The organism is Photobacterium sp. DNB22_13_2 (assembly GCF_052873915.1).
In genome coordinates, this window is the sequence record NZ_JBNNXU010000004.1 from 232,243 (window position 1) to 258,699 (window position 26,457).

Sequence of the window (26,457 nt, forward strand, 5' to 3'; positions counted from 1 at the left end):
ACTTTATTGATAGATCACTTATGCTACTGAATTAAATAAAGGATCTACCGCTTTATTCCCATTCCTGCTTTTCTCTTAGTAACCTTTGTGAAAATATACTCGTAACACATCTAATAAATTAAACCTCTCTGATGAGGTTGAAAATCAACTGAATAGGAAGTCAAAATGATAGGAAGGATCACCCAATTATTTCCAGTGTGGGCCGTGATATTCGCGGTACTAGCGTTTATATCTCCAGGTTTATTTGTTGAACTAAAAACTCAAATCGTCCCTTTGCTGACCATCATCATGTTAGCCATGGGTGTGAGCTTATCACCAAAGGACTTCTTTAATGTCACCCAACATAAAAGAGCGATCGGTGTTGGCGTCGTCCTTCAATTTCTCATCATGCCTCTCACAGCGTTATTAATCAGTTATCTATTAGGTTTCAGTACTGAACTCACGGTTGGCATGGTGTTAGTTGGGAGCGTTGCCGGCGGAACATCATCCAATGTCATGGCTTTCCTTGCCAAAGGAAATGTTGCGCTCTCTATATCAATGACGGCTATATCAACATTACTAGGTGTTATCCTCACGCCCTTGCTTGTCGAGTTATTGGTGGGCGAGACCGTTGATGTACCAGTATCTGCAATGCTAATGAGCTTGGTGAAAATAGTGTTATTACCAGTAGGTATAGGGCTGGTCATCAATACCTTTGCTCAAAAAGCCGTTGCCAAGATACATACACTGCTGCCACTTGTTTCCATGGTTGCCATCGTATTGATCATCGCTATAGTCGTTGCTTTGAATGCTGACAATTTAAGCCAGGTAGGACCAATGGTTGCGCTAGCCGTGATTCTCCACAATGGCATAGGTTTGACTGCGGGTTACTATTGCTGCCGCCTACTCGGCTTTAATGAGTCTACATGTCGAACAATTGCTTTTGAGGTCGGGTTGCAAAACTCTGGACTGGCAACAGCACTTGCGATGAAGTTCTTCTCGCCAGCTTCTGCTATTGCCGGCACTATCTTCTCGGTTTGGCACAATATTTCGGGTTCACTGCTCGCTGGCTTCTGGGCAAGCAAAAAAGCTAAACAAACAAAAACGTCCCCTGCGTGTTAATCACTTAGCAACAAGGCGCAGCGTTGTATACGCTGTGCCTTTTTAATTACCTGTTAGTCAGCAGCACCATCTAAAACGTTTCTCTAACAAACGAAGGCAAAATTTAATAACGCCTAATAATTGTCGTTCATAGTAGTGAAGGTTAATCCCTTAAATAGGCCTCCTCTGGCAACAATGACGATAGATTCGATATAGAGAGAAACGTGAATTACCTTAACCTTTTGGGGCCACTCGCCTTCATTATCTTAATTTCAGGCTGCTCTTCACCTCGCTCCCACCATGGAGTGCCTATATCTGATCATGCTTATTTCAAGCCCGACTTAGTCAAAAATGCCATATCCCGTGCCAACAAATTTGGGAAAAACCCATCCGGACTCACCATCATTGATTACACCCTACCGTCGGATGAAGAGCGACTATTCATTATTGATTTAAGTTCTAACAGAATCACGCACCAAAGCTTGGTGGCTCATGCCAAAGAATCCGGCTACCGTTTCCCGATAAGATTTTCCAATATTCGTGGATCCAACCAATCATCTGGCGGCCTATACGCAACTAAGGAAACCTATATTGGCGTTAATGGTTATTCCCTGCGCATTGATGGTCTTGAGATTGGTATAAACGATAATGCCCGGAGCCGCTTCATTGTGGTTCATGGTGCTAACTATGTCAGTTATGAGTTTCTGGAAAGTAACGGCATACTGGGGCGTAGTGAAGGTTGTTTTGCAATTCCATTTGATCATTTAGATGAGACGATAAACCGTATCAAAGAGAGCGGTTATATCTTCGTGCACCATCAATAGTGAAACGACCTAGATTAAAAAGCCTTGCTGAACATTCAGCAAGGCTTTGTTGTTAAAAGATAAATACTAATGTAGTCGAGCTTACGGCCTATCTTATCAAGTCACTAAGCTTACTCAGTACCCTTTCTTACGCTGCCGGCTATGGCTTTGTACCGATCGATACATCTTGCCAAGCTGCTTGTCTTTATCTCGTTGCTCACTCAAAGTAGCAGTATTACGGGCTTGCTCTCGAAGCAGCTTGTCATAATTTTGGACTCTGCGTACATCTATCTCACCCGCCTCTAGTGCTTGCCGAATGGCGCAACCAGGTTCGGTTTGGTGCTGACAATCACTGAACCGACACTGCTTGCTTATCGCTTCAATATCGGCAAAAGTTTCCGTCACGCCATTCTCACAGTCGGTCAGCTGCAACTCACGCATTCCAGGGGTATCAATCAATACCGCACCTGATGGCATGAAGTGCAACGAACGCGAGGTAGTTGTATGACGCCCTTTGCTGTCATCTTCACGAATCGAGCGCGTTTGTTGCACCGAGCCTCCCATCAAAGTATTGATAAGTGTCGACTTGCCGACACCAGATGATCCCATAAATGCAATAGTCTTACCCTTGCGACACCATGACCCCAGTGCAGAATAAGATGTCGGGTCAAGGGCATTAAGTACTTCAACGATCAGCATAGGATCAAGCGCTTGTACCTGTTGGCGTTTATCATCGCAGTCATCAGATAGATCAGCTTTGGTAAGTACAATAACAGGCTCAACGTTGGCTTCACGGGCAATTGCCAAGTAACGCTCGATTCGGCTTAGATTAAAGTCCTGATTCAAAGAGCAAACAATAAATAGGGTATCAACATTGGCAGCAATATACTGTTCTGCCACTTTGGCACCGGCGGCTTTACGACTAAACAAAGATACTCGCTCTAGCAGCCGAATAAACCGGTTGTCGTTATCTATAAGCACCCAGTCCCCTGCTGTCATCGCAGGAAGAGAGTGGTGAATTTCAAGCGTAACTTGTCCATTCTCGGTCTGCAAAGCATAGCCGTTGCGGTGATGAGCCAAAATACGAGCAATCTTTGCCTGCTCATAGTCTTCAAGTGTCAGTTGTTGTTGAAATACAGGTTGCCAGCCAAGTTGGCTAAGTGTAAGTGTAGAATTCATTTGTTTATTTTCCCCGCGCACAAGCCAAGCATAGATATGGCTCTGATCATGCGTATCAAAGAGAATATAGGGTCAAATAAGTACAGGTAGACCCCGGATTAGGCTACACCGGGCAATAGAAAGGAAGTCGTAAAGCGGTTAATTCAGTCTCGCTGCATTTCCAATGCAATATGCATGTAGTGCTATTTCGCTTACTTATTTACCATCACAGTCTTTGCCGAGTGGGTACGTAATACAATCATCTTTATCTCCTATGGCTTAGTTTTTTAATCATGTGGATGATAACAAAACTTCCATCATTGAGCAGCCTTGAATTGATATTTTTCCAGTTACGAAATCACGCCTTTTGTACTCAGCCATAATTCAGCCTGTCATCTCAATGTCATTAATTTTCTATCAAAACAACATATACAGATCCTAACATCACCTCAATTGCACAGCTGTGCAAAAATGAATGAACGAGGTGTATTTTGAACTCTTTGCCTACAGGGACGGTTGGTTCCGCTCAGTATTCACGCTGGCTCACCCTGCGCTACCAATTACGATTGACGATGCAAACACCCACGACCTTAATCGGTGTGGTACTAGCAGTTATTTTTTCTTATTTCATCGCTGTACCCGTATTTTCCCTGCTGTTAGATGCGCTTCAAGTACAATTTGGCGACGAACGACGAATTGGTGATGTTACGGGTAGCTGGACAGATTACTATATTAATCGAGCCCTACTTTCCCCGATTTCTCAATCTCTTTTCTGGCAACCTCTTTCTCATACATTGCGTGTTGCCTTGGGTGTTATCGTTATCTCACTGTCTCTTGGTAGTGTTCTGGCATGGCTGGTTAGCCGCAGTAATATGTTCGGTAAAAAGTGGTTTGCAACCGCACTCATCGTCCCTTACATGCTACCGGCATGGACGTTTGCCATGGCGTGGACGACTATCTTCAAAAACCGCTCCACTGGCGGCCAACAAGGATGGTTGGAAAGTTTAGGCATTGCACCCGCCGATTGGCTCGCCTACGGCGAGTTGCCGATTATTATCATTCTTTCGCTCAATTACATCCCTTTCGTGATTCTGCTGTTGGGTAATGCGCTTCGTTCTTTTGACTCACAACTAGAAGATTCTGCACGTATTCTGGGGGCAAAGAGCCGTACCATCACCTTCAAGATCATCATGCCGCTGATGCTGCCAGCTTTGATGTCTGCCTGTGTGCTTATTTTTGCCAAAGTTCTTGGCGAATTCGGTGTTTCCTACATCTTAGGCCTGCCGGTTAACTACGAAGTATTATCAACCTCGCTATACCGCAGTATTGAATCTCGCCAGACTGGTGTCGCAGCCGTGTTGGCCGGTGCCATTATGTTCTTCGGCATCATATCGCTACTGATTGATGCAACCTTGCTCAAAGAAGCAAGAAAGTTTGTCACTGTTGGCAGCAAGGGTGTGATGCACCGTAATAATGATCTGGGAAAATGGCGTATGCCAGCCACTGGACTGGCTGCTGGTGTCTTTCTGATCTCCGTTGTGATGCCTATGCTGGTACTGTTCCTATCTACAATTATGAAAGTGCCTGGCAACTTCGCCTTAAGCAACTTCACCTTGGATTACTGGATTGGCTCCGGGCTGGAAACTATCGCCGAAAGCAACGGTATTTTACTCAGCAGCAACCTATGGAGCGCAGTATGGAATACCTTATGGATTGTCGGTGTTGCCTCTATCTGTTCAGGTGTACTTGGGTTGTTAGTCGGGTACGCCGTGGTACGCAGCCCGCTCCGTCCACTCGGTAGCATGCTGCGCCAGATCACCTTCTTCCCATACCTAGTGCCAGGGGTCGCCTTTGCGGCCGCATATCTTTCATTATTTGCCGTCCCTCGCGGCCCAATGCCAGCACTTTATGGCACCGTGACATTGCTGATCTTGGCTTTAATTGCCGATGAAATGCCCTATGCCTCCCGCGCCGGGATTTCAGCCATGATGCAATTAGGTAAAGACCCTGAAGAAGCCGCACAAATGGCCGGTGCAGGCTGGTTCACACGCATGCGTCAAATCGTCATGCCTATCCAAAAAGGGTCACTGGTAACAGGTATATTGCTTCCGTTCATTTCCGGTATCAATGGCCTCAGCCTGTTCATCATCTTGGCTGTACCTTCAACCGACGTCTTAACAACCTATGCGCTAAGGCTTATTGATTACAACTATACCCAGGCCTCAAATGCGGTGGTGCTTATCATCTGCCTCATTGCATTTGTTGGTACCTATATTACTCAGAAAATGACCAAAACTAACCTTGCAGAAGGACTAGGAAGCTAATGCCAAATATTCATCTTAACAACGTCAGCAAGCAATACGAAAAAGGTGCGGCACCCGCTGTGAATGCCGTTGACCTTGAAATAAAAGATGGTGAATTCATGTGTCTTCTTGGTCCTTCGGGTTGTGGCAAAACCACCACACTCAGAATGATTGCGGGACTGGAAAACATCACCGATGGGCAACTGACCCTTGGCGACCGAATCGTTGACTCCAAACAAGATGGCGTTTTTATTCCCCCAGAAAAACGTAACCTTGGTTTAGTCTTTCAAAGTTATGCCTTGTGGCCTCACTTAACGGTTGAGAAAAACATCGATTTTGGACTAAAGCTACGCAAGATTGATAAAGCTGAGCGCGAGAAAACCATCCATTCAGTGATGGAAACCCTTGGCATTGAAAAGTACCGCCATCGCTATCCATCTCAATTATCTGGCGGGCAGCAGCAACGTGTCGCGCTGGCACGAATGTTAGCCGTTCAGCCAGAAATATTGCTCATGGACGAACCTTTATCGAACTTGGATGCGCGCCTTCGGCTTGAGATGCGAACAGAGCTGAAGCGTATCCATAACACATTCAAAACAACGATCGTTTTTGTTACCCATGATCAATGGGAAGCGATGGCACTGGCAACCAAGATTGCCGTGATGAAAGACGGTGAGTTGCAACAAGTCGGTACCCCAAATGATATTTACGACCGCCCAGCTAACCGCTTTGTTGCCGAGTTTGTTGGTACACCACCAATCAATATTATCGAGCTTGACGAAGCCTCGCTGTGCAGCGAACTCGCTCGCAATCATGTCAGAGCAATAGTGGGTCATGACATCCCTGGAGGCTCTATTGGCTTACGTCCTGAGCGGATGTCTATTGCTGCCGTTGATGCTGATATCCACAGCCAAGAAGCCTTCAGGTTGCACGCCAAATTGGAGGGCATCTTACCAACAGGCGGTAGCTGGATCCTTGAATTTAGCGTTGCCGATCATCGACTGCATGTGAACACACAAACCCCTCCGCAATTTAAAGAGGGAGAATCACTTTCACTGGTTATTAATAATGACAATCTTCACCTGTTTGATAACCAAGGTTTAGCGATTGATATGCCATGCATGTCATCGACATATCAACAACAGTTACAAAAATAATCGTTCATTCGGAGTCTATTGTGAAAAGAACCAACATGAAAACGACAACTTTAGCTGCCACTCTGGCATTAGCGCTAGCTGGTGCAGCACAAGCTTCCGACACCAGTGATTTTGACCTCAGCGCACTGATTGAAGCGGCTCGCCTAGAAGCACCTATCACGGTTTACGCTCCTTCAGGCAAAATTGTCGAAACCGCTAAAAACTTCACCGAGGCATACGGTGTTAAGGCAACCGGTAACAAAGTAAGCAGCTCGGCGCAGGTAGAAATGCTTATCCGTGAATACCGTGCCAGTAACATCCGTGGTGACGTGGTTATCACTGGCGATGCGTCTGCGACCATGGCACAGCTTGTTCCTATGGGTGTCGTAGAAAGCTGGGTATCCCCTGTTGTCGCTGATGCTATTCCTGAGAATGCGAAGAACCCGCTGATTGTCTATGGCGATCCAGCAATATGGACATACAACTCCGAAGTACATACCACCTGCCCTATTTCTAATATCTGGGAACTGACTGATGAAAACTGGCAGCGCAAAGTTGCAGTACCAGATCCATTAAACAAAGCGTCTTACCTAGATTGGTTCAATCAGCTTGCTACCCACCACAATGCTGATATCGCCAAAGCCTATGAAGCGCATTACGGCAAACCGTTAGACACTAACGAAGAGACAGCGACTGCAGCTTGGGTTAAAGCATTGGCACAAAACTCACCGCTTCCAACAGACTCCGATTCCGCAGCAGGTGATGCAGTGGGTGCACCAGGCCAAAAAGACACATTCATGGGCTTGATGTCGACGGCTAAATTCCGTGATGTTGCCAGCGGTAAAGTTCACTTGGCTATCTGTGAAGGTCTAGAACCGTTTGTAGGCTGGTCAACACCAGGTTACGGTGTAATGTCGACCAAAACACAAAGCCCGAATGCTGCGAAGCTGTTCCTACACTTCTTAATGACCGAGGAAGGCATCAGCAATCAAACCGTTGACGGTAAAGTATCGGGTAACCAAGCGATTGCTCCTCACCCTAAAGAAGCCTCTGGTGTACAAAAAATTTACAAGCATGTACTTCAGTACAACGCTGAGACCGGCCTAGACGATTTTGATCACCGCCAAGACTGGGCTGATCTATGGCGCATTAACTTCACCCGTTAATTCAAACTCATCAAACGCCAGCGCATGCTGGCGTTTATAACAATAAATATAATTATCTATGTTATTACTTACTGATACTTGTCTAGACAAACGCTTAAAAGCCGCAATAGAGGTTGTTCGAGAAGCTGGTGTGGTTGCCCTCACGGCATTCAATAATATGACGCCGGAGAGAATTGCGCTCAAAGGCCCACAAGATTTTCTGACGGCTACCGATCTCGAGGTAGAAACCTTGATCCGCACGCGTTTAATTGATGCCTTCCCAAGCGATGGGATCTTTGGAGAAGAAACAGGCGGTAATGTGAAAGACAATACTTGGATCATCGATCCAATTGACGGCACCGCGAACTTTGCCCGCGGCATCCCCCACTTCTGTATTGTACTGGCGTTTGTCAGCCAAGATACGACTCGCTTAGGGATCATATATGATCCTTGCCATAACGAACTGTTCATTGCCCAACAAGACAAAGGGGCAACAATGAACGGTCGCCCGATAGCCATCGCCAACACTCCAAGCTTTAACTCGGCTAACTTAGAGCTAGGTTGGAGCCAACGCATACCAGATAAGCGCTACTTAGCCTCCCTACAAGGCTTTTTAGAACTGGGGGCCAACGTTAGACGCAGCGCTTGTGGCGCACTGGCTCTTGCCTATGTCGCCATTGGCCGAACTGATGGTTATGTCGAGCATCATATGAACCCTTGGGACTGCCTTGCTGGCTTATTACTAGTAAGCGAAGCTGGTGGGGTAAGCAACCCGTTCACGTCTCATCCTGACTGGCCACAAGGTGGCGCTGTACTTGCTTCTGCCCCACAGTTTGCCAATGCAATCGCCGACATTACGGCCATTCAAATCGATTAAGTTTATTCAAGGAACACCATGAAAATTGCACCTGTTTACCAACGCGACCCTGCACACCTTGTTGCTTCTAATATTGGCCCAGACGAACAAAACCTTTACCTTGGTGGCTATGACTCAGCGCGAGATCTAACCCTACAGAAACAACTTGGCATTACGACCGTAGTTAACTGCGCCGTAAATCTTGATATCAACTACGTTACTGACCCTTACCTAGAAGCAGAAGAAGGTAAATTGTCGGGCGGTAGTGGTGTGACACGCACCTATAAAATGGGATTGATTGACGGCCCAGGCAACCCTCACCATATGATTCTTGCAGGTTACTACCTGTTAGATGGTGCCTTTAACCAGCAGTTGCCTGAAAAACCAAGTTACCCAAACCGTGACCAAGGTAATGTACTTATCCACTGCCGAGGTGGCCGTAGCCGTTCTGTCGCTATAGCCTCTTTGTACATGCACCGTAAACAACCAGACCAGTACCCTACCCTTCAAGCGGCTATCGATGCGGTTCGCGAACGCCGTGATCTACGTCCTGACGAGTGGTTTGAGACACCAAAGCCAAGCTTGATTGAAGCTATCGAAAGAGCAAACCAAATGCTGAACCTGCTAGAAGAACATGGCTTCAGCTAACAAGGATGTGCTCGGGCTGATGGGTTCAAACTGAGAGTAACAAGTGGTATATACCCAATTAACGTTAAGGTACTTGGGTATATCCAATCACAGGCATTATCTTATTGCGAACGACGAACTTAAATAAGGACAGACTTTTATATGGCTGGTACCGGAAACCGTTTTATCAGTGCACAGCAGGTTGCCGAGCATGCTGGCGTATCTCGCTCTGCTGTATCAAGAACATTTACTGAAGGCGCCAGTGTCTCACCGAAGACTCGGGAGAAAGTATTAGCCGCAGCAAAAGAGCTGGGGTATCACGTCAATCATCTTGCACGTGGGCTACACGACACCAGTAATATCGTCAGCCTGATCACTACCGATATCAACAGCCCTTTCCAATCAGCTTTTATTGATAAGCTCACTCATCACCTGCAAAAAATTAATAAAGTAGCGTTGGTCGTCAATACAAAAGGCAGTGATGAAGATGTCGATATCGCCTTGACCCAAACCCTGAATTTCAGGGCAGAAGCCTCAATCGTTCTATCTGGTCAACCCCATAAAGATCTCATCGACAAATGTTTGGCCAATGGGCAACACGTTATCCTCGTCAACCGCAACCAGGTTCACGAGAACGCCTACAATATTCGGTTGGATAACCACACCGCAGCTTTTGAAGCCCTTGAGATCCTTAAACAACAAGGTTGTAAGAACCTTCTGCTGGTTAATTCCGATATTGGCTCACCGGGCTTAGTTGCAAGGGAAGTCGGCTTTGTTGAAGCCGCAAATATAGCGGGTTTAACCGTTGAAGTTGTCCGCTTCGGTGAGACTTCTTATGACTCTGGCAAACATATTGCTGAACAGCTTAATACTGTCCCTGATGGCGTTTTTTGCGTCACGGATTTGCTTGCTTGCGGCTTTATCGATGGCCTAAAGCACAGGGGCATAAACATTCCTCAGCAAACCGTTGTCATCGGCTTTGATGATATCGACCAAGCAAGTTGGGATGCCTATAAGTTAACAACATTCCGCCAACCACTGACAACGATCACCAAGCATATTATCCAGTGCCTAAAAGAAAATAATGACGTACTTCGTGGGGAGTTTACCTACACTTTAAACCCAGTGTGGCGACAAACAACTCGGCAGGACTAAGGTTTCATTTCATCAAGGTAGCGAATTCGGTATTGTTCCAGTAGTATCGAATTAAGAATATTTCTGGAATGACCAATAATGGAAATTGAAGTTGTCGCAAAGGCACTGAAAGAACTGGGACATCCGACACGCCTAACTATTTATAAAGCCGTTGTTCGTGCTGGGTACCAAGGTACACCTGTAGGTAGTTTACAAGAAACGCTCGCCATACCGGGGTCAACGCTTTCTCATCATATCTCAAGCCTTGTGTCTGCAGGTCTCCTTACCCAACGCCGTGAAGGTCGAACTTTATATTGCGTTGCAGAATATGAGCACCTTGAAGGTGTCATTGGTTTTCTACAGGCCGAGTGCTGTATTGACGAAGAGTGTGATGAGCAATAATAGATAATTTCGCTTTCAACTCTCAGCTGACAATCTAAAGCTCATATCAAAAAAAGCCCTCATAATGAGGGCTTTATTAATTTTTAAGCATACCTAATTTCAAAATCAGGCACACTCAAACGACTTTTTTTCAAGCACAGACTCTTCTTCACCAGAATACATACGTAAGTATTGCTCAGCAGCGTCTTTCCACTCAAAGCGACAAGCCATCGCATTTTGCTGCAGACGCTTAAACTCCTGAGGACGCTGGCAGTAAAGCAATAAGCTACGCTGCATCTTGATAAGCAGTGCTTCAGGCGTTGCAGCATCAAAAATGAAGCCTGTCGCAACCTGTGGCGTGTCATCGTAATCGATAACCGTATCTTTCAAACCACCGACACCGCGAACGATAGGTAAAGTACCGTAAGCAAGGCTGTAGATCTGGTTCAAACCACAAGGCTCAAACTGAGAAGGCATCAAGAAGAAATCCGAGCCAGCTTCTACACAGTGCGCTAATGGGTTGTCATAGGCTTCGATAAACGCAAACTTATCAGAAAATTCAGCGCTAATTTCACGCAGTGCGTCAGCCAATTTCGGATCACCGCTACCAACTAATACAATCTGTACGTCGTTGACCAAGAAGTCACGAAGAACAGGCAAAAGATATTGAATCCCCTTTTGTTCTGTCAGTCGGCAAACCATACCGTAAACCGGCACATCATCCTGCGGTAAATTCACCTGTTGCTGCAAATCACGCTTACATGCTTTCTTGCCGCGAGCTAAGCTCACTTTATTCGCTTTAAAGCGCTGCTTGATGTACGGATCCGTTTCCGGGCTCCAATCGCCGTAGTCACAGCCATTGACGATCCCGTAAAGCACATCAGAACGGTGCTGGAAATCAGAAGCCATACCGTGCGAGCCAAGCTCCGTTAACAACTCTTTTGCATAATTCGGGCTTACTGCATTTACTTTATCGGCAAATGCCACACCCGCCTTAAGCATGCTGATATTGGCAGCGCCATCTTCTAGCTGAAGGTAGCGCTTTTGAATCAGTTCTGGAATCAAGCTGTACTGGTCGTAATTGAATGTTCCTTTGAACACCGCATTATGAATAGTGATTACACTTTGTGTCTCAGCATAGAACACATCATCGGCATAACGGGTTTTCAGCAAGAACGGAACAAGTCCAGTGTGCCAATCGTTACAGTGAATAACATCAGGTTTGAAACCCAACTTTTCACACATATCCAAAGCAGCAGCACTCAAGAAAGCAAATCGTTCACCGTTGTCACAGTAGCCTTCGTTGTTTTCTGCATACAGCTCAGGACGGTCAAAATACACAGGGGCATCGACGGTATAAACAGGTACATCACCATTGTGCAGCTGTTTTACTTTGTACGATACTGACTGTGGCTGAGTTGATACCTTCAATTCAGTATCTAGCAATTCAACAGCTTCAGCACCATTAGGTACTTTGCGATAAAGAGGCATCACTACACGCACATCATGCCCTAGTTCCTTTAGAGCAGCTGGCAGTGACTTGGCAACATCCGCCAAACCTCCTGTTTTGACCAATCCGTCTACCTCTGAAGCAACAAACAATATCTGTAGTGGCTTAGAGTTAGATTTCTTCCTAGTAACCAATTTTTGCTCCTTTTGGTATCACAACAATTCCTTCGTCAGATACATGGTAATTCTTCTTATCTTCTTCCAGGTTCTCGCCAATAACCGTACCCGGTGCAATCATTACATTCTTATCAATAATTGCACGACGGATAGAACAGTTTGCACCAATTTTCACGTCACCAAGAATGATTGACTCACTGATCATCGTATTGTGATCAACATTGGTGCGGAAACCCAGTACAGATTTATACACTTTCGCGCCACGGATATAGCTACCCGCTGAAATCATGCAGTTATTCGTATCAACCTTGCAATCATCACTATCTAGTAATGTTGCTGGCGGTAGTGGTGGGTAGTAAGTATGAAGCTGCCACTGACGATTATACAGAGAGAATGGTGCATCTTCAGAAAGAAGATCCATGTGCGCCTGCCAGTAAGACTCAATAGTACCTACATCACGCCAATAACCCGCTGTTTTCTCACCTGGGATAATATTGGTCATAAAGTCATAAACATAAACTTTACCCTGAGGGAATAGTTTTGGAATAATGTCTTTACCAAAGTCATGACTTGAATCTTCGTTAACAGCATCTTCTTCAAGTTCTTTGCAAAGAACATCTGTTTCGAAAATGTAGTTACCCATTGAAACTAGTGCGTTTTCAGGGTCACCAGGAATTGACTTAGGGTTTGCAGGTTTTTCTTCAAAGCCAACCATACATCCGTTTTCATCAACTTCGATAACACCAAACGCACTCGCTTCGCTTAAAGGCATTCGCAGAGCAGCAACGGTTAGATCCGCTTTTTTATCAAGGTGGAAATCAAGCATTTGCTTAACATCCATCTTATAAATGTGGTCACTACCAAAAATACAAACCTGATCAGGTTCTTCTAGCTGCATAAAACGCATATTCTGATAAATGGCATCAGCAGTACCATCATACCAGCGCTTACCCATACGCATTTGTGCTGGAATAGGATCAATAAAACGCCCTGTGATCCCCGATACATTCCAGCCTTTCTTCATGTGCACATACAAAGACTGAGATTTGAACTGTGTCAAAACATAAATCTTCATTAAGTCAGCATTCAAAAAGTTGTTTAGTGCAAAATCAATAAGGCGGTAACTGCCACCAAATGGCACCGCAGGTTTAGTTCGCGTATCTGTTAACGGACGCAGACGTGAACCTTCGCCACCTGCCAAAATCATTCCTAAAACACCAGCCATGGTGTACCTCCTTGTTAGTAAGCAATCGTAGTCATATATACCATATTCCAATGGATGTTTAGAATAGGTTTGTACTGAAAGTTGGTGAGTAACTACAAAAATATTCTTTTCTTACATTTTAAACGCTGTTTTTTTCTTCACTTATTACCACCTCATCCCTAGTGGTAGAACTATCAATAAACTAAACAACAAAAAATTGCCAACAAAATATTATTTTGTTTACAGTACGTACTAATTTTAAACATATTTACAATAGTGGTCTGACTACTCCCCCTCTTCTCATCCCCTTTTTTTACTCGGAGAGCTGAATACTTTTTCAACAACTAGCGATAGACTGCGATCAGTTCATTGAAGGGACACAAACCATGACAACCAGCAATACTACACAGACGAAAATCAAAACGACCAATGTGATTCTTCACGCCTTCGACTGGCCGTACAATCGAGTCACGCAGTATGCTAAAAAAATAGCAAGCTCAGGCTACAAAGCCGTTCTTGTCTCTCCCCCTCTGAAATCATACAAGCATAAAAACGGCACAGAATGGTGGCAACGCTACCAGCCGCAAGATTATCGAGTGATAGACAATCAACTGGGTAATACTGAAGATTTCCGTAAGATGACAAAAATATTAAACGACTATGATGTGCATGTTTATGTTGATGTTGTCTTTAACCATATGGCCAATGAGTCACACCTCAGACATGATCTGAATTTCCCATCCAATCAGGTATTGGATGAATATCAGCAGTCAGCAGATAATTATGAAAACCTCAAATTATTTGGAGATCTAACTAAGCCCCTATTCTTAGAGCGGGATTTTATCAAAGCGTTTCCAATCAAAAACTGGACAGATCCATGGGAAGTGCAACACGGCAGGATCAGCGGTAGTAGTGAAGATCCCGGTTTACCGACGCTAAAATGTAACCAAAATGTAGTAAAACAACAGAAATGTTATATTAATAGCTTAAAACAATTAGGTATAAAAGGTTTTCGTATTGACGCTGCTAAGCACTTAACGCTAGAACATATTCAATTAGTCTGGGATAAAGAAGTTAGCGAAGATGTTCATATTTTTGGTGAAATCATCACTGATGGTGGCGCAACGAAAGAAGAGTACGAACTTTTCTTGGCTCCTTATTTAAAGGGGACGAGCTTAGGGGCATACGATTTCCCACTTTTTCATGCCATGTACAATGTATTCGAAAAAGGTCACCCGATGGCCGAACTGGATAACCCCTATTCAGTCGGACAGGCATTGGCCTATGATAGAGCCATCACCTTCGCCATCACTCATGATATTCCGAATAATGATGTTTTCTTGGATCAAGTCATGACGGAGCAAAATGAGCTATTCGCCTATTGCTACATTTTGGGAAGAGACGGTGGCGTACCTCTGATCTATAGCGATCTTGATACAAGCAATATCACTAACAGTGGAGACTTGCCTAGATGGAAAGATAGGTGGGGTGATTCAAAGCTCACTCAAATGATAAGCTTTCATAACTTGATGCAGTCTCTACCCATGACAGTTTTGTCCAAGGGTAAAGATCACTTGGTCTTTAGCCGCGCAGATAAAGGTGTTGTGGCTTTCAACAGAGGAAGTACCCCATTAAACATTGACTTGCCAGCAGGCCAGTTTACTGAGCTAATGAGATCCAATACGAAAGAGTCGGCACAATCTCATCGAGTCTTAGGTAAATACGAGCTTAGCGCAGGCCGTTGTGCAATGTTAGTACAGTCAGACCTGCTGAAGTAAATGCTCTGTATTTAGCCTCTAAAGCCGCGTAAATATTCGACAGAAGTTATGCGCGGCTTTCAAAAAATACCAAACCCTGTAGTATTCTGACCTTTCAGCGAGGATATTACAGGGTTTGATATTATGCGCTAATCACGCTCTACCGCGAGGATTTTTCCGCTGAAAAGATCCATTTCAATTTCGACTCTATGGCCATCGGCATTTCTTGCCTCTACTTCAATTTCATGTTCATCACGTTCGACTTTAATTTTACGAAAGTCGTGATAACCATGACTTTGTAGCATTCTCATTGCCTTAGGTACTGACAGCTCTGGTGAAACAGAACGTTCGACCGGATCAGCATAGACAGGCAGAGAAAAACAACTCACTGTGAACGCCGCTAACAGAGATCTCAACAATACTTTCATACATCCACCTGTATCAATAACCACTCAGCGCATAATAACAAAAATGCAGGCATTAGCTTGCTTCCACGGCGTGTAAGGTGTGAAACCCATCACGCATTCATTAAGTTTATTACTGAGTATGCCCCTAAAATTGCATACGCGTCGCTTCACTTCTTGGATTCTACCTACTCCTTCTACTATGCAAGTCAATTCTTAGTAAATTCTCTTTGTTTCGCGAATTACATCTAAGCTTGTCGGTAACACCATCGTTTCCGTAGGGGGACACCATGACATCGCGATACCGCACTGAAGCTGACAGTATGGGAGAAGTAAAAGTCCCATTGAAAGCACTATATAGAGCACAGACTCAACGCGCAGTTAATAACTTTCCCGTTAGTGGAATCCCAATGCCCAACCTATTCATCCAGGCATTGGCTTTCATTAAGCAAGCAGCAGCAAGAAGTAATCTAGAACTCGAATTACTGGATTTCGACAAGGCCCATGCGATCATCGACAGTTGTCAAGAGATCATCGACGGCCAACACTTTGAACATTTCCCTGTGGACATTTTTCAAACAGGCTCTGGCACAAGCTCAAATATGAACGCCAATGAAGTCATTGCATCATTAGCAACCCAGAGGTTGGGCGACGATGTAGACGCCAATGACGATGTGAATATGGGGCAAAGCAGTAACGATGTCATTCCCACTGCAATACAAGTCAGCTCAGCCCTTGCCTGCCACCAAAAATTACTTCCAGCTTTTGATCACATTATTGAGGCGCTCGAAAAGAAAATACTTGCCGTCGGGCACATTACAAAAACCGGGCGAACTCATTTGATGGATGCCATGCCAGTAACCTTAGGTCAGGAAATGGAAGGCTGGCAGACACAACTATGTAAAGCTCGCAACGGGATCGTAATGGCACTAGAAAACGTTATCGCATTAGGACAAGGTGGTACCGCTGTGGGTACTGGTATCAATTCAGCACCGGAATTCCCCGCTATCTTCGTCAACAATATATCCATATCCACAGAAATTAATTTCACTGTTAGCGACAACTTCTTTTATAACCTCAGCAGCCAAGATGCCATTGTTAGTTTATCCGGCCAACTCAAAACTGCCGCGGTTGCACTGATGAAGATCAGTAATGATTTACGATGGATGAATTCCGGCCCACTCGCTGGGTTGGGTGAAATAGAGCTGGAGTCATTGCAACCCGGTTCATCTATCATGCCAGGAAAAGTAAACCCTGTTATCCCAGAATCATCGGCCATGGTTGCCGCTCAAGTCATGGGCAACGATACAACGATTTCGATTGCTGGGCAGTCGGGTAATTTCCAACTCAATGTCATGCTGCCCGTCATTGCCTATAACGTTTTACAAAGTATTGAGCTGCTAGCAAGCTCGATGAATCTCCTTGCCGACAAGGCTATCGACTCGTTCCAAGTGAAACAAGATACGCTTGATAGTGCACTCAGCAAAAATCCAATATTGGTTACAGCACTCAACCCTATCATCGGCTATCTAAAAGCCGCTGAAATTGCTAAGAAAGCTTATAAAGAACAACGAAATATCATTGATGTAGCAGTAGAAGAAACGGATATAAACAGAAGTGAATTAGAAAAACTACTAGAGCCTCACCACTTAACTCAAGGAGGAGTCGCAGATAAAGACTGACAATTATTTATAAACAGACCAGCCCTGGTAATTTAATTGGGTTGGTCAATATTGCTTTTGTTAGAGTCTTGGCCGTCGTTTAATACTGGTTGGCTACTCGCATTATTAAACTGCGGTAATCCAACATAATAGCCCTGAAGGTAATCAGCCCCTAATGATATTGCCGCATGATACCCTTTTAAGTCTTCAACCCCTTCTATTATAAGCCTAGCCCCCAATTCTCGGCACAGCGAAAAAACATTATAAAGCGGTTGAGTATGCCCCTGCAGGTATTCTGCCAATAAGGAGCTATCAGCTTTTATTATGTTTGGTGACACTGACCGAGCTCGATCTTCAGAAGATCCTTCAACCCCAAAATCATCAATAACAATATTCAAACCAGCCTGATTCAAGTGGCGAATAGCTCTCGCCAAAGCCATATCATCGTTGGTATGATGCTCTATGATCTCGATAAAAACTTGTTCCGGCTTTAAACCCAATTCATAAATTCGAGGTATAAAGACAGAATCAACAAGCCCCTCACTCTCACAAAATAAAATGGTGACTGGCATCATGTTAATAAACAAGTTAGAAGATAGTTTAAAGTGCGAAAAGTTTCTAAGGTGGATGACCCGAGCAAGCCGGTCAATATTAATTAAATGAGCAGGGTGATCTCGGTAGTGTTTGATTAAGTCTCCATTTTTTACTAAATCACCGCTTGTGTTGTATATCCTCATTAATGCTTCGTAAGCATATACACTGCCATCGGCTTTAACTATGGGTTGAAATGCACTTTTAAGAACAAGATTCTGATATGCAGCAATATACTGCCCCTCACCTTGGAAAAGGAGGTGACGTTCAATCTCATCTCTTGCTCTTAATATTCTATCCACAGAGAAAACTGCCCTAATTAAATCTATTACCGATTCATTCGGCATTAGTGATTAAGTTATGAACCATCTAGAATAGGTTAGACCATATCGTAACCGCATTCAGCGTATTTACAATATCCTGACAATTAATAGCAACTGTAAGCAACAATTTATTACTCAAAATCATCTATCACAATCTCAAAATACTGCTAACAAAAATGAACTAATTAGCATAGTTCAATGTATGTCCACAAAATGCAACACAGAGCATATCTTTCTGCGACTTTACAGTCACTTTTGCTGAAATTCATCTCCAGAGATGATCTCCTTTCGACTAACAGGTAGAATTGCCGCCCTTATTCCCTATCAGTACCAATAGGACTTGATAGGACTGGATTACTTCACCATAGATCAGCTTATGCACGCCACGGAACATTGTTTTACGCCTTTTACGTCTTCTATCGAGCACTATGAATTGCCCGAGCGTTTTACATACCCGTTCTACTACGAGCCACATCCATTGTGCCTTGTCGCCGCAGAACAATTACAACAGCACCTTGAGACACAAACAGATTGGCAGCATAATTTTGGCCTTGATGGTGATACCGATAGCGCTATCGGAAAAATGTTTGGTGTGTTACTGGTTAAAAATCAGCAAGGTGAAATCGGCTTCCTTTCGGCTTTCTCCGGAAAAATAGCAAATCAAAATTTATTGCCTAATTTTGTCCCACCAGTATTCGATATGCTTGCTGACGGCAGTTTCTTTCTTAGCGGACAAGAGACCCTTAACGAGTTTAGTCAGCAGATTAAAAAGTTAGAAGCAAACCCTGCTCTCGCTACAGCTCAACAAGCTTTGAAGGAAGCCCAACAGGCTGCAAATGAAGCGCTTGCGGCGCATCGTAGCAACATGGTCGAAGCAAGGAAAATACGAAAATCTAAACGTGCTGACAGTGCCAACCTAGATCCTGAAGAACGTAATCAGCTAAAAACCCAACTGAGCCAAGAAAGTGTGATTGAGAAGCTTCAGTTGCGCGATCTCAAGCTTTATTGGGAAGCTGAAGTTGCCAATAAGCAAGAGCAGCTTGATCAATTACAGAATGTGATCTCACCTTTGATTGAAAAGCGCCGTGATTTCTCTTCTTCATTACAACAACAACTGTTCGAACAATACCGCTTTCTAAACAGTAAAGGTGAAGAAAAGTGCCTTGGTGAACTATTCATTGGCACAGCCCAAGGTGTCCCACCAGCAGGAGCCGGTGAATGTGCAGCGCCAAAACTGTTGCAGTTTGCTTTTAAGCACAACATGACACCTATTGCACTGGCTGAGTTTTGGTGGGGAAACTCACCAAAATCGGAAGTTCGCCGTCATAAGCACTATTACCCATCTTGCCAAGGGAAGTGTTTGCCAATTCTTACCCACATGCTCGAAGGTATGGAGCTTGACGACAACCCACTGCTGACTAATCCAGCAGAGGGAAAAAGTATTGATATTATTTATCAAGATGAAGATATGGCAGTGGTCAATAAACCTGCTGAGTTTCTATCTGTGCCGGGTAAAACCATCGAAGACTCTGTGTATTTACGGATGAAGCAACAGTTCCCTAATGCAACTGGTCCACTAATTGTTCACCGCTTGGATATGTCTACGTCAGGTTTGATGGTCATTGCTATTTCTAAGCGAGCAAATAAAAGCCTGCAGAAACAATTTATCCAACGAACAGTCAAGAAGCGATACACGGCAATGATTGACGGAGTGTTGGAGGCGGATGAGGGTTTTATTAACTTGCCATTGCGCGGGGATCTGGATGACAGACCGCGCCAACTAGTATGCTATGAGCACGGTAAGCCAGCAGAAACCAAATGGGAAGTGATCAGCCGCAGCGACAGGCATACTAAAGTACATTTATATCCGAAAACCGGTCGTACTCACCAGTTGCGTGTTCATTGTGCCCACTCTTTAGGCTTGAATATGCCAATCCTAGGTGACGACTTGTACGGTGTTAAAACCAACCGTCTCCATCTGCATGCCGAGCTTTTAAAGTTAAGCCACCCGATCACCAATGAGCCAATGACCTTCCAGGTCGACGCTGAGTTTTAAGTCACACAAAGTGATATAACCCATGTCATGTCTCTAGTTATGGCAGAATGACCTTGGTCATGCCCATAAAAAAAGCCCCGAAACCTAACTCGTTCCGGGGCTTTTTCAATAAATCAGATTAAGACTGAGTCGCAACGGCCTGCGCACTATCATCCTGATTTTTGTAAAGCTTATAAGACATGATACCAATCACCAGCACCTTGATAATCATCATCTGAGGGTTGCCATAGTAACCCACCATACCGACGAAGCCAGAGATCAACATCAACACGCGGTACTTACGCAGGCTGGTCATATAAATTGCCGTTAAGATTATACCCAAGTCAAGGAACTGGAAACCCACAGCAAGCGTTGGCTCTGCAACAAAAGAAGACACAGCAACATAAAGAATGTAGCCAATACCCACAGCCATTACGCTACCCAACGCAATTAGCAAGGTCTTGGATACACTCATGAAATCTTTCGCATAGCGGTAAGTATTAATGCTTGCCACAGCGAGATTAAGAATTACCTTTGGGTACCAGCCCATCAACAGGGCCCAAACGGTATCGTTCGCAGCAGAACCAAAAGCAGCAAAACGCGTTGCCTTCATACTATTGAAAATAGTCAATGAAATGTAAAAGGCGACACTAGTCCAGCCCAGCACTTCTACGATAAAGTCCATTCAAGTCTCTCCACAAAGGTAAAATTCGGCGTAGATACTAATGGGGAACACCTGACTAAACAAGCGTTTTCGGCCGCTGAAACAGAATTAAACACTACAATTAAACAACAAACCAGCTATTAACATAGAGTTAAAATATAGAAACAAAACATAATAATATTGATTGCTATGACATTTCACTCAAGAACAAAAACTGCCCAACAATATTCACCGTACCAATAAATAGTTATCCACAATTTCTGGGGATAGTTTGTTGCTAATCCTGTTCATAGCCATTTATCCCATAAAAATTCATGCCCTTCTGCATCATGACGACAGCCAAGGCCCCAGCCATCGACATGTTAGAAAATACTGATTACAACGATAACCAAAACCAAATATCGCTTCCGAGCATCCAGGCGTAATCTTAGCGCGTAACAGAGATATTGAGGTTTGTATGGTATTAGAAAACAGCCGCGCTTTAATTGTAGAAGGCGGTGCGATGCGTGGAATTTTTGCCAGTGGTGTGCTTGATGCATTTATGGCTTCCGACTTTCGTCCTTATGATTTTGCTATGGGAGTCTCCGCAGGGGCATCTAACCTCGTTGGGTACCTTTCTAGGCAACCTAAACGTAGCTTTAACGTGATCACAGAGCTGGCAACAACTAAGACTTTCTTAAATCCCAAGCGCTTTCTACGAGGTGGCGATCTGGTTGATGTAGATTGGCTGTGGCAAGAATCTAATCGCCGCTTTCCAATTGATAAGCAGCGCCTGTTTAACTCAATACCCTTTTGGGCCACAGTAACTAACGTATCCGACGGGCATGCTAACTATTACCTGGTTACAGAATCAAATATTAAAGACGCTTTGGTTGCGACTGCAGCTTTACCCATAGCGGTTAAAACCCCGCCCTGTTTTTCTGGCGGGTGTTACACCGATGGCGGTGTCGCTGATTCAATACCAGTAAAAGAAGCCTACCGCCGAGGTGCGAGAGATATTACGGTCATTCTTTCGCACCCTTTAAGCTATCATATGAATCCAACGAAACACCCTTGGTTGATGAAAAAGTTACTATCCCGCTATCCAGGCGTGGCGGATGCAATGTTGCACAGAGCCGGAAATTATAATGCCTCATTAGATTTCATCAGGAACCCACCTGCCGATACGATAGTGAGAGTCATAGCACCACCAGAGTCTTTTGCCGTTAAGCGCTTATCGATGAAGCGAAGTATTTTGGATGAGGGTTATCAAATGGGGGTCACCGCCGGCGAGGGGCATATGACTAACCTTCAGGGGAGGCATGGTTTAAACGAGGAAAACTGTCACTTCTGTCTATGATTTGCCTAAATACTTTAACGTTAGCTGGGAAAAAGTAAAAAGGCTGCATTGGCAGCCTCTTAACTATTGGTTTGCTTTCTATCTAGTTCGCTTTTTTATCCAGTTCATCCAACGGTAACCAGTTGACCTGCACACCTGACTGCTCAAACATTTCCTTACTCACTTGGATTTTATCTCCCCAGCGAGACAGGAAATCTTCAGTCTGTTCAGGGCAATGAACCGTTGAGATACCTGTTTGAATAATTTTTGCTGCACAGTTTGGGCACGGGAAATGCGTTACCCAAATGTCACAATCGGCCAAATCACGTTTGGCAAACAAGATGGCATTTTCTTCAGCATGAAGAGTCTTTAGTAGCTTCATTTCACGGTCATCGGTATCAGCACTATCAGATACACCGTGGGGATAACCATTGAAGCCAACAGAAACAATGCGGTTACCTTTCGTTATAACAGCACCAACTTGTGTCGAAGGATCTTTACTCCATGAGCCAACTAGCTCCGCCATTTGAAAAAAGCGCACTGCCCATTTAGAAATCATGTTCTTTACCTTGTGGTATATTGAAATCAATTAGATATATGATGCAAAACTTATGCGTTTCGCTCAAGTCCGACCTTGTCATGATATGTTAATTAACCTTATTACTTGGGTAAATTAACGCCAAGCCAACACCCTGACTTCGTTCCCCTCCTCCGGTTTCGCGGGAATATTCAATGACAACAATAGCGATATCCCAGCCATTGCTGCACCCGCGAAAAACACAGAAGAAGGCGATGTAAGCCAAAGCAAACCGAAACTAACTGGGATCACGACCGCAGCTATGTGGTTAATTGTGAACGCAACACCAGCGGTAGAAGCCATGTCTGCTGGATCGGCTATTTTCTGAAAATAGGTTTTCATTGCTAACGCTAAGGCAAAAAACAGGTGGTCAACAACATATAACACCGCTGCGACCTCTGCTTGTTCGACAATGGCATAACCAGCAAACACTCCAATCAAGCCAACATATTCAAAGACTAGGGCTTTGCGCTCTCCAACTCGTCCAATAAATCGTCCGATTTTTTTTGCAAATAGCCAGTTAAACAAGTAATTGATCAAAAATAGTAGGGTGATATCTGCAGCGGAATAACCGAATTTTTCAACCATCAAAAACCCAGCGAAAACGATAAAGATCTGACGGCGGGCACCGCTCATAAACGTCAGCGCGTAATACAACCAATAACGTTTACGAAATACCAATTTCTTGGTCTGCGCTGTTTCACTTTTAAAGTGTGGAAATGCAGTAGCAACAAAAATCAATATACCAAAAGCAGCCATACCAGTGATTAAATAAACCCATTTAAATGACAGCTCAAACTGCTCTAGCATGATCCACAACGCCCCATAGGTACACAGAGAGGCCAACGCACCAACCGAAATTAATTTTCCGAGTACCTCTGGAGCTTCATCCTTGCTCAACCATTGCAGAGATAGCGACTGCTTGAGTGTTTCAAAATAATGAAACCCAGTCGACATCAACAAGGTAGTCAGTAGCAACCCCGATACCGATGGGAAAAAACCGGTAATAGCTACCCCTAACGTTAACATTGCAAGTGAGAGGATCATGAATCGTTGCTCTCGGATGAACAACAAAACAAACACTGCGGTAAATGCCAAAAAGCCAGGAATTTCACGCACACTTTGCAACAAGCCAATATCTGCACCGGTGAAACTGGCTTGTTCGATGACAAAGTTATTGAGTAGCGCCTGCCAACTAGAAAAAGCAACCGGAACGATAATTGAAATTAAGATCAAAAAGTTCTGTGGTGTTTTCCACCCATGATCTTGACGAGCTGCTAACATAGCTTCCCTACTTATACCCAATCACCTTGAAGTTATTTGGGCAAATACTAATAAACGAATATTCAACTAGCTTAACAGTCCAGAGAAAAAAGGCCATGGAATTCATCCCTATTACCAGCGTGAGCGGTATTGACGGTGACAAGCTTTACATGTCGACTGTGCTTGCTTGAGTCCCTGTTGCGCAGCGGCTTTATCTTCTTTCATCGTTGCTTGATAAAGCTGTACAAAACCGTCGTCCATTTCATTTAATAGCTGCTCAAACCTTGCTCTATCTTTCCAAACCTTATCCTTGGCTTTACTTCCCTCTAAACTACCTTCAGGAAATAGAGACTCTAAGCGCGTTGAAGCTTCATACATTTTCTTTGTTGTCGGCTTAAGATTATCCCAGTTAACCTCCTTGGCTTTTAACGCTTTACCCGCCAGCTTGGCGTCTTGTTCAATTAGTTCAAAAGCTGACTGTCGCATAGAAATGGCCTCAGCAGTTGTTAACTCAACCGTCTTTTGAGTGTTTACCGCTTCAATCATATCTGCTGCCACTGCAGCTATTGAATGCGTGAGAGTAAGTCCTAAACCTAGCCCCAGCATCAAACTATTTTTTTGCACCTTTATCATTCTTAACTCCAACATTTATTGTTTGCCCATCTTATGACGGCCTGAATTTAAATCGCAACAATTGCAATTGCAACTATTGCGGTGTAAATTCACCTCTAACAGTTACAACAACATTGAATTAAGGTCGGAAACTTTGAAAATTTGGGATTTACCAACTCGCTTATATCATTGGCTACAAGCTATTCTTTTTACGTTTCTTGCACTGAGTGGATTTAATGGCGGAGGCCCACATATCGCTTTCGGTCTCGCCTTGTTTGCACTATTAATATGGCGGCTTAGCTGGGGAGTTCTTGGCAGTGATACAAGCCGCTTCTCACAATTTATCCATTCACCTCGCGTAATAATCAATTATCTGAAAGGAAGATATCAGCCTAAGCCAGGTCATAACCCGGCAGGAGCTTTAATGGTGTTTGTATTGCTGACAATACTCATAATTCAGTGTTTAAGCGGCTTGGCGCTTACAGGATGGTTCGATAATTTCAGGATGTTGGACGATATATTGGATGATCAGTTTTATACTGCTGTTGAAAGCATACATGCCTTTGCTGCCAAAGCATTGGTGGGACTTGTTTTCACTCATTTAGTGGCTATTTTCGTTTACAAGTTGCGTAACAAACCATTGGTATTAGCCATGATCACCGGAAAACAGCAACACGGTTTAGAAATCTCCTCTGACACGCTTCACTTTGCCAGCAATAAAAAAGCACTGATACTGTTTGTTGCAGCACTATCAGTTACAATGGCAATAGTTGCTAGTTTATAAAACATGAAGGTTAGTCCCTGATGACACAAGAATTTGACCGACAATCGAGCTTCGGATGGCTAATAAATGTTGTTGCCAACAATACCGCTAAGATTTTCGACACCGAGCTAAAGAAACACGATCTGACCATAGCACTTTGGCCAACCTTGATGTGCCTATGGGAAGAGGAAGGGATAACCCAAACGGAAATTTCGCAAAAATCTAAAGTCGAAAATTCCACCACCACGCGTACCATCGACAAACTTGAAAAACTGGGGTTAGTTGAAAGGCAAAATGATCCCAATAGCCGCCGTTCATTCCGTATTTTCCTAACGGATAAAGGCCGAGAGTTAAGAAAAACATTGATACCAATTCCGGTCGCTATCAATAAACAAGTGTTGAGCAGCCTGGATACTGATGAACAAAAGCAGCTGATTTCGCTATTACAAAAAATGGTAAAAACCCTATAGCTTCTTATCTGAGGGTTGGTACAAAGCTGTACTAACCTTCACTTATCTTGATCCACTCGTCCTTGCGCTGCTAGCCTTCGATCTACAGTTTTCCGATACCAACGGGAGAGTCGCCTTTTCACATATGAAATAGCCATTACCCAAACCAAAGGACGTAGATACCACACCTGCCTGAATAACAAAATGTAAGCATCCAGTTCTTTATGGATCTCACCGTTTACATTCATTACATGTAACTCTTTGACAGCAAGATATGGATCAATCCCCAACGACTTCAAGTAGTCATCTTGTCCCGTAATATCGCACCAATCAACATTATCCGGCCGACTCAATTGTCGAATAAACCAATCACGGTCATCAACGCAACTAGAGCAAGATCCGTCATAGAAGATGGTCAGCTTACCTTTCAACATCACCATAAACTCATTCACTTCCTCGCTACCCTTTATATAGTGTAGCGAGGAGGCAGTATTGCCTACGACTACCAGAGCGTCATCAATAGGCGTGTTTACTTGGGTATACTATGCTTTCGCTGTAACTTTTATCTCTTGCTTGAGGGAATAACA

25 protein-coding genes are annotated in these 26,457 nt (G+C 44.1%); 15 read left to right on the forward strand and 10 right to left on the reverse strand.

What is annotated here, in order from left to right:
* The first annotated feature begins 165 nt into the window (after positions 1–165).
* Entirely contained in the window at positions 166–1,101 is a 936-nt protein-coding gene (locus tag ACVA58_RS08595) for a bile acid:sodium symporter family protein (protein WP_446510016.1), read from the forward strand.
* 203 nt (positions 1,102–1,304) lie between these two features.
* A complete protein-coding gene (locus tag ACVA58_RS08600) occupies positions 1,305–1,904 on the forward strand; it encodes a murein L,D-transpeptidase catalytic domain family protein (RefSeq protein ID WP_446510017.1) in 600 nt (199 codons plus the stop codon).
* A 114-nt stretch (positions 1,905–2,018) separates the two neighbouring features.
* On the opposite strand, the gene rsgA is transcribed toward ACVA58_RS08600, so the two are convergent.
* Positions 2,019–3,062 (reverse strand): ribosome small subunit-dependent GTPase A, encoded by a 1,044-nt coding sequence (gene rsgA / locus ACVA58_RS08605; RefSeq protein WP_446510018.1) that lies wholly within the window; start codon positions 3,060–3,062, stop codon positions 2,019–2,021.
* A gap of 470 nt (positions 3,063–3,532) precedes the next feature.
* Here rsgA and ACVA58_RS08610 point away from each other — a divergent pair, with 470 nt between their 5' ends.
* The 7 genes from ACVA58_RS08610 (at position 3,533) to ACVA58_RS08640 (ending at position 10,644) form a co-directional block, all read left to right on the forward strand.
* A complete protein-coding gene (locus tag ACVA58_RS08610; RefSeq protein WP_446510019.1) occupies positions 3,533–5,365 on the forward strand; it encodes an ABC transporter permease in 1,833 nt (610 codons plus the stop codon).
* Positions 5,365–6,501, forward strand: a complete 1,137-nt coding sequence (locus ACVA58_RS08615; protein WP_446510020.1) for an ABC transporter ATP-binding protein — start codon at positions 5,365–5,367, stop codon at positions 6,499–6,501. Before ACVA58_RS08610 ends, ACVA58_RS08615 begins: the two co-directional genes overlap by 1 nt.
* A 35-nt stretch (positions 6,502–6,536) precedes the next feature.
* Positions 6,537–7,646 (forward strand): ABC transporter substrate-binding protein, encoded by a 1,110-nt coding sequence (locus ACVA58_RS08620; RefSeq protein WP_446510021.1) that lies wholly within the window; start codon positions 6,537–6,539, stop codon positions 7,644–7,646.
* 58 nt (positions 7,647–7,704) lie between these two features.
* Positions 7,705–8,502, forward strand: a complete 798-nt coding sequence (locus ACVA58_RS08625; protein ID WP_446510022.1) for an inositol monophosphatase family protein — start codon at positions 7,705–7,707, stop codon at positions 8,500–8,502.
* An 18-nt stretch (positions 8,503–8,520) separates the two neighbouring features.
* Positions 8,521–9,129, forward strand: a complete 609-nt coding sequence (locus ACVA58_RS08630) for a dual specificity protein phosphatase family protein (protein WP_446510023.1) — start codon at positions 8,521–8,523, stop codon at positions 9,127–9,129.
* A 141-nt stretch (positions 9,130–9,270) separates the two neighbouring features.
* The gene (locus ACVA58_RS08635) at positions 9,271–10,263 is read left to right on the forward strand and encodes a LacI family DNA-binding transcriptional regulator (RefSeq protein ID WP_446510024.1); all 993 of its coding nucleotides are present in this window, start codon (positions 9,271–9,273) and stop codon (positions 10,261–10,263) included.
* Positions 10,264–10,341: 78 nt separating this feature from the next.
* On the forward strand, positions 10,342–10,644 hold the full coding sequence (locus tag ACVA58_RS08640; protein ID WP_446510025.1) for an ArsR/SmtB family transcription factor: 303 nt from the start codon (positions 10,342–10,344) through the stop codon (positions 10,642–10,644).
* 105 nt (positions 10,645–10,749) lie between these two features.
* On the opposite strand, the gene glgA is transcribed toward ACVA58_RS08640, so the two are convergent.
* Positions 10,750–12,267, reverse strand: a complete 1,518-nt coding sequence (gene glgA / locus ACVA58_RS08645; RefSeq protein ID WP_446510026.1) for a glycogen synthase GlgA — start codon at positions 12,265–12,267, stop codon at positions 10,750–10,752.
* Positions 12,257–13,474, reverse strand: a complete 1,218-nt coding sequence (gene glgC, locus ACVA58_RS08650; protein ID WP_446510027.1) for a glucose-1-phosphate adenylyltransferase — start codon at positions 13,472–13,474, stop codon at positions 12,257–12,259. Before glgC ends, glgA begins: the two co-directional genes overlap by 11 nt.
* A 365-nt stretch (positions 13,475–13,839) precedes the next feature.
* Here glgC and ACVA58_RS08655 point away from each other — a divergent pair, with 365 nt between their 5' ends.
* Positions 13,840–15,231: an alpha-amylase family glycosyl hydrolase gene (locus ACVA58_RS08655; RefSeq protein ID WP_446510028.1), complete on the forward strand. Its 1,392-nt coding sequence runs from the start codon at positions 13,840–13,842 to the stop codon at positions 15,229–15,231.
* Positions 15,232–15,359: 128 nt separating this feature from the next.
* On the opposite strand, the gene ACVA58_RS08660 is transcribed toward ACVA58_RS08655, so the two are convergent.
* Positions 15,360–15,638, reverse strand: a complete 279-nt coding sequence (locus tag ACVA58_RS08660) for a PepSY domain-containing protein (RefSeq protein WP_446510029.1) — start codon at positions 15,636–15,638, stop codon at positions 15,360–15,362.
* A 266-nt stretch (positions 15,639–15,904) separates the two neighbouring features.
* Here ACVA58_RS08660 and ACVA58_RS08665 point away from each other — a divergent pair, with 266 nt between their 5' ends.
* Positions 15,905–17,296 (forward strand): class II fumarate hydratase, encoded by a 1,392-nt coding sequence (locus ACVA58_RS08665; protein WP_446510030.1) that lies wholly within the window; start codon positions 15,905–15,907, stop codon positions 17,294–17,296.
* A 32-nt stretch (positions 17,297–17,328) separates the two neighbouring features.
* Here ACVA58_RS08665 and ACVA58_RS08670 read toward each other — a convergent pair whose 3' ends face one another.
* On the reverse strand, positions 17,329–18,168 hold the full coding sequence (locus tag ACVA58_RS08670) for an EAL domain-containing protein (RefSeq protein WP_446510031.1): 840 nt from the start codon (positions 18,166–18,168) through the stop codon (positions 17,329–17,331).
* A gap of 397 nt (positions 18,169–18,565) precedes the next feature.
* Between ACVA58_RS08670 and ACVA58_RS08675 the strand changes: the two genes are divergently transcribed.
* Positions 18,566–20,245, forward strand: coding sequence for a pseudouridine synthase (locus ACVA58_RS08675; RefSeq protein WP_446510032.1), 1,680 nt, complete (start codon positions 18,566–18,568; stop codon positions 20,243–20,245).
* A 118-nt stretch (positions 20,246–20,363) separates the two neighbouring features.
* Here the strand turns inward: ACVA58_RS08675 and ACVA58_RS08680 are convergent, their stop codons facing one another.
* The gene (locus tag ACVA58_RS08680; protein WP_446510033.1) at positions 20,364–20,909 is read right to left on the reverse strand and encodes a hypothetical protein; all 546 of its coding nucleotides are present in this window, start codon (positions 20,907–20,909) and stop codon (positions 20,364–20,366) included.
* A 436-nt stretch (positions 20,910–21,345) separates the two neighbouring features.
* Here ACVA58_RS08680 and ACVA58_RS08685 point away from each other — a divergent pair, with 436 nt between their 5' ends.
* Positions 21,346–22,227: a patatin-like phospholipase family protein gene (locus ACVA58_RS08685; RefSeq protein WP_446510034.1), complete on the forward strand. Its 882-nt coding sequence runs from the start codon at positions 21,346–21,348 to the stop codon at positions 22,225–22,227.
* 82 nt (positions 22,228–22,309) lie between these two features.
* Here the strand turns inward: ACVA58_RS08685 and ACVA58_RS08690 are convergent, their stop codons facing one another.
* The 3 genes from ACVA58_RS08690 to ACVA58_RS08700 all read right to left on the reverse strand — a co-directional run bounded on the left by ACVA58_RS08690 (position 22,310) and on the right by ACVA58_RS08700 (position 24,679).
* Positions 22,310–22,765: a dCMP deaminase family protein gene (locus ACVA58_RS08690; RefSeq protein WP_446510035.1), complete on the reverse strand. Its 456-nt coding sequence runs from the start codon at positions 22,763–22,765 to the stop codon at positions 22,310–22,312.
* Positions 22,766–22,879: 114 nt separating this feature from the next.
* Positions 22,880–24,067 carry an MFS transporter gene (locus ACVA58_RS08695; protein ID WP_446510036.1) on the reverse strand — a complete coding sequence of 396 codons (1,188 nt, stop codon included), beginning with the start codon at positions 24,065–24,067 and terminating at the stop codon, positions 22,880–22,882.
* A 111-nt stretch (positions 24,068–24,178) separates the two neighbouring features.
* Positions 24,179–24,679, reverse strand: a complete 501-nt coding sequence (locus tag ACVA58_RS08700; protein WP_446510037.1) for a cytochrome c — start codon at positions 24,677–24,679, stop codon at positions 24,179–24,181.
* Between the two features lie 133 nt (positions 24,680–24,812).
* On the opposite strand from ACVA58_RS08700, the gene ACVA58_RS08705 reads away from it, so the two are divergent.
* Both ACVA58_RS08705 and ACVA58_RS08710 read left to right on the forward strand, forming a co-directional pair.
* The gene (locus tag ACVA58_RS08705) at positions 24,813–25,442 is read left to right on the forward strand and encodes a cytochrome b/b6 domain-containing protein (RefSeq protein ID WP_446510038.1); all 630 of its coding nucleotides are present in this window, start codon (positions 24,813–24,815) and stop codon (positions 25,440–25,442) included.
* 20 nt (positions 25,443–25,462) lie between these two features.
* A complete protein-coding gene (locus tag ACVA58_RS08710; protein WP_446510039.1) occupies positions 25,463–25,891 on the forward strand; it encodes a MarR family winged helix-turn-helix transcriptional regulator in 429 nt (142 codons plus the stop codon).
* Positions 25,892–25,929: 38 nt separating this feature from the next.
* Here the strand turns inward: ACVA58_RS08710 and ACVA58_RS08715 are convergent, their stop codons facing one another.
* Positions 25,930–26,322 carry a thiol-disulfide oxidoreductase DCC family protein gene (locus tag ACVA58_RS08715; protein ID WP_446510040.1) on the reverse strand — a complete coding sequence of 131 codons (393 nt, stop codon included), beginning with the start codon at positions 26,320–26,322 and terminating at the stop codon, positions 25,930–25,932.
* Positions 26,323–26,457 lie beyond the last annotated feature (135 nt).

Bases quoted from the DNA above. Each gene is read 5' to 3' on its own strand.
- ACVA58_RS08640 (WP_446510025.1), top strand. From the start codon at position 10,342: ATGGAAATTGAAGTTGTCGCAAAGGCACTGAAAGAACTGGGACATCCG.
- ACVA58_RS08685 (WP_446510034.1), top strand. From the start codon at position 21,346: ATGGTATTAGAAAACAGCCGCGCTTTAATTGTAGAAGGCGGTGCGATG.
- ACVA58_RS08620 (WP_446510021.1), top strand. From the start codon at position 6,537: ATGAAAACGACAACTTTAGCTGCCACTCTGGCATTAGCGCTAGCTGGT.
- glgC (WP_446510027.1), bottom strand. From the start codon at position 13,474: ATGGCTGGTGTTTTAGGAATGATTTTGGCAGGTGGCGAAGGTTCACGT.
- ACVA58_RS08675 (WP_446510032.1), top strand. From the start codon at position 18,566: ATGCACGCCACGGAACATTGTTTTACGCCTTTTACGTCTTCTATCGAG.
- ACVA58_RS08630 (WP_446510023.1), top strand. From the start codon at position 8,521: ATGAAAATTGCACCTGTTTACCAACGCGACCCTGCACACCTTGTTGCT.
- ACVA58_RS08635 (WP_446510024.1), top strand. From the start codon at position 9,271: ATGGCTGGTACCGGAAACCGTTTTATCAGTGCACAGCAGGTTGCCGAG.
- ACVA58_RS08665 (WP_446510030.1), top strand. From the start codon at position 15,905: ATGACATCGCGATACCGCACTGAAGCTGACAGTATGGGAGAAGTAAAA.
- ACVA58_RS08625 (WP_446510022.1), top strand. From the start codon at position 7,705: ATGTTATTACTTACTGATACTTGTCTAGACAAACGCTTAAAAGCCGCA.
- ACVA58_RS08695 (WP_446510036.1), bottom strand. From the start codon at position 24,067: ATGTTAGCAGCTCGTCAAGATCATGGGTGGAAAACACCACAGAACTTT.
- ACVA58_RS08690 (WP_446510035.1), bottom strand. From the start codon at position 22,765: ATGATTTCTAAATGGGCAGTGCGCTTTTTTCAAATGGCGGAGCTAGTT.
- ACVA58_RS08700 (WP_446510037.1), bottom strand. From the start codon at position 24,679: ATGATAAAGGTGCAAAAAAATAGTTTGATGCTGGGGCTAGGTTTAGGA.
- ACVA58_RS08655 (WP_446510028.1), top strand. From the start codon at position 13,840: ATGACAACCAGCAATACTACACAGACGAAAATCAAAACGACCAATGTG.
- ACVA58_RS08680 (WP_446510033.1), bottom strand. From the start codon at position 20,909: ATGGACTTTATCGTAGAAGTGCTGGGCTGGACTAGTGTCGCCTTTTAC.
- ACVA58_RS08615 (WP_446510020.1), top strand. From the start codon at position 5,365: ATGCCAAATATTCATCTTAACAACGTCAGCAAGCAATACGAAAAAGGT.
- ACVA58_RS08660 (WP_446510029.1), bottom strand. From the start codon at position 15,638: ATGAAAGTATTGTTGAGATCTCTGTTAGCGGCGTTCACAGTGAGTTGT.
- rsgA (WP_446510018.1), bottom strand. From the start codon at position 3,062: ATGAATTCTACACTTACACTTAGCCAACTTGGCTGGCAACCTGTATTT.
- ACVA58_RS08595 (WP_446510016.1), top strand. From the start codon at position 166: ATGATAGGAAGGATCACCCAATTATTTCCAGTGTGGGCCGTGATATTC.
- ACVA58_RS08710 (WP_446510039.1), top strand. From the start codon at position 25,463: ATGACACAAGAATTTGACCGACAATCGAGCTTCGGATGGCTAATAAAT.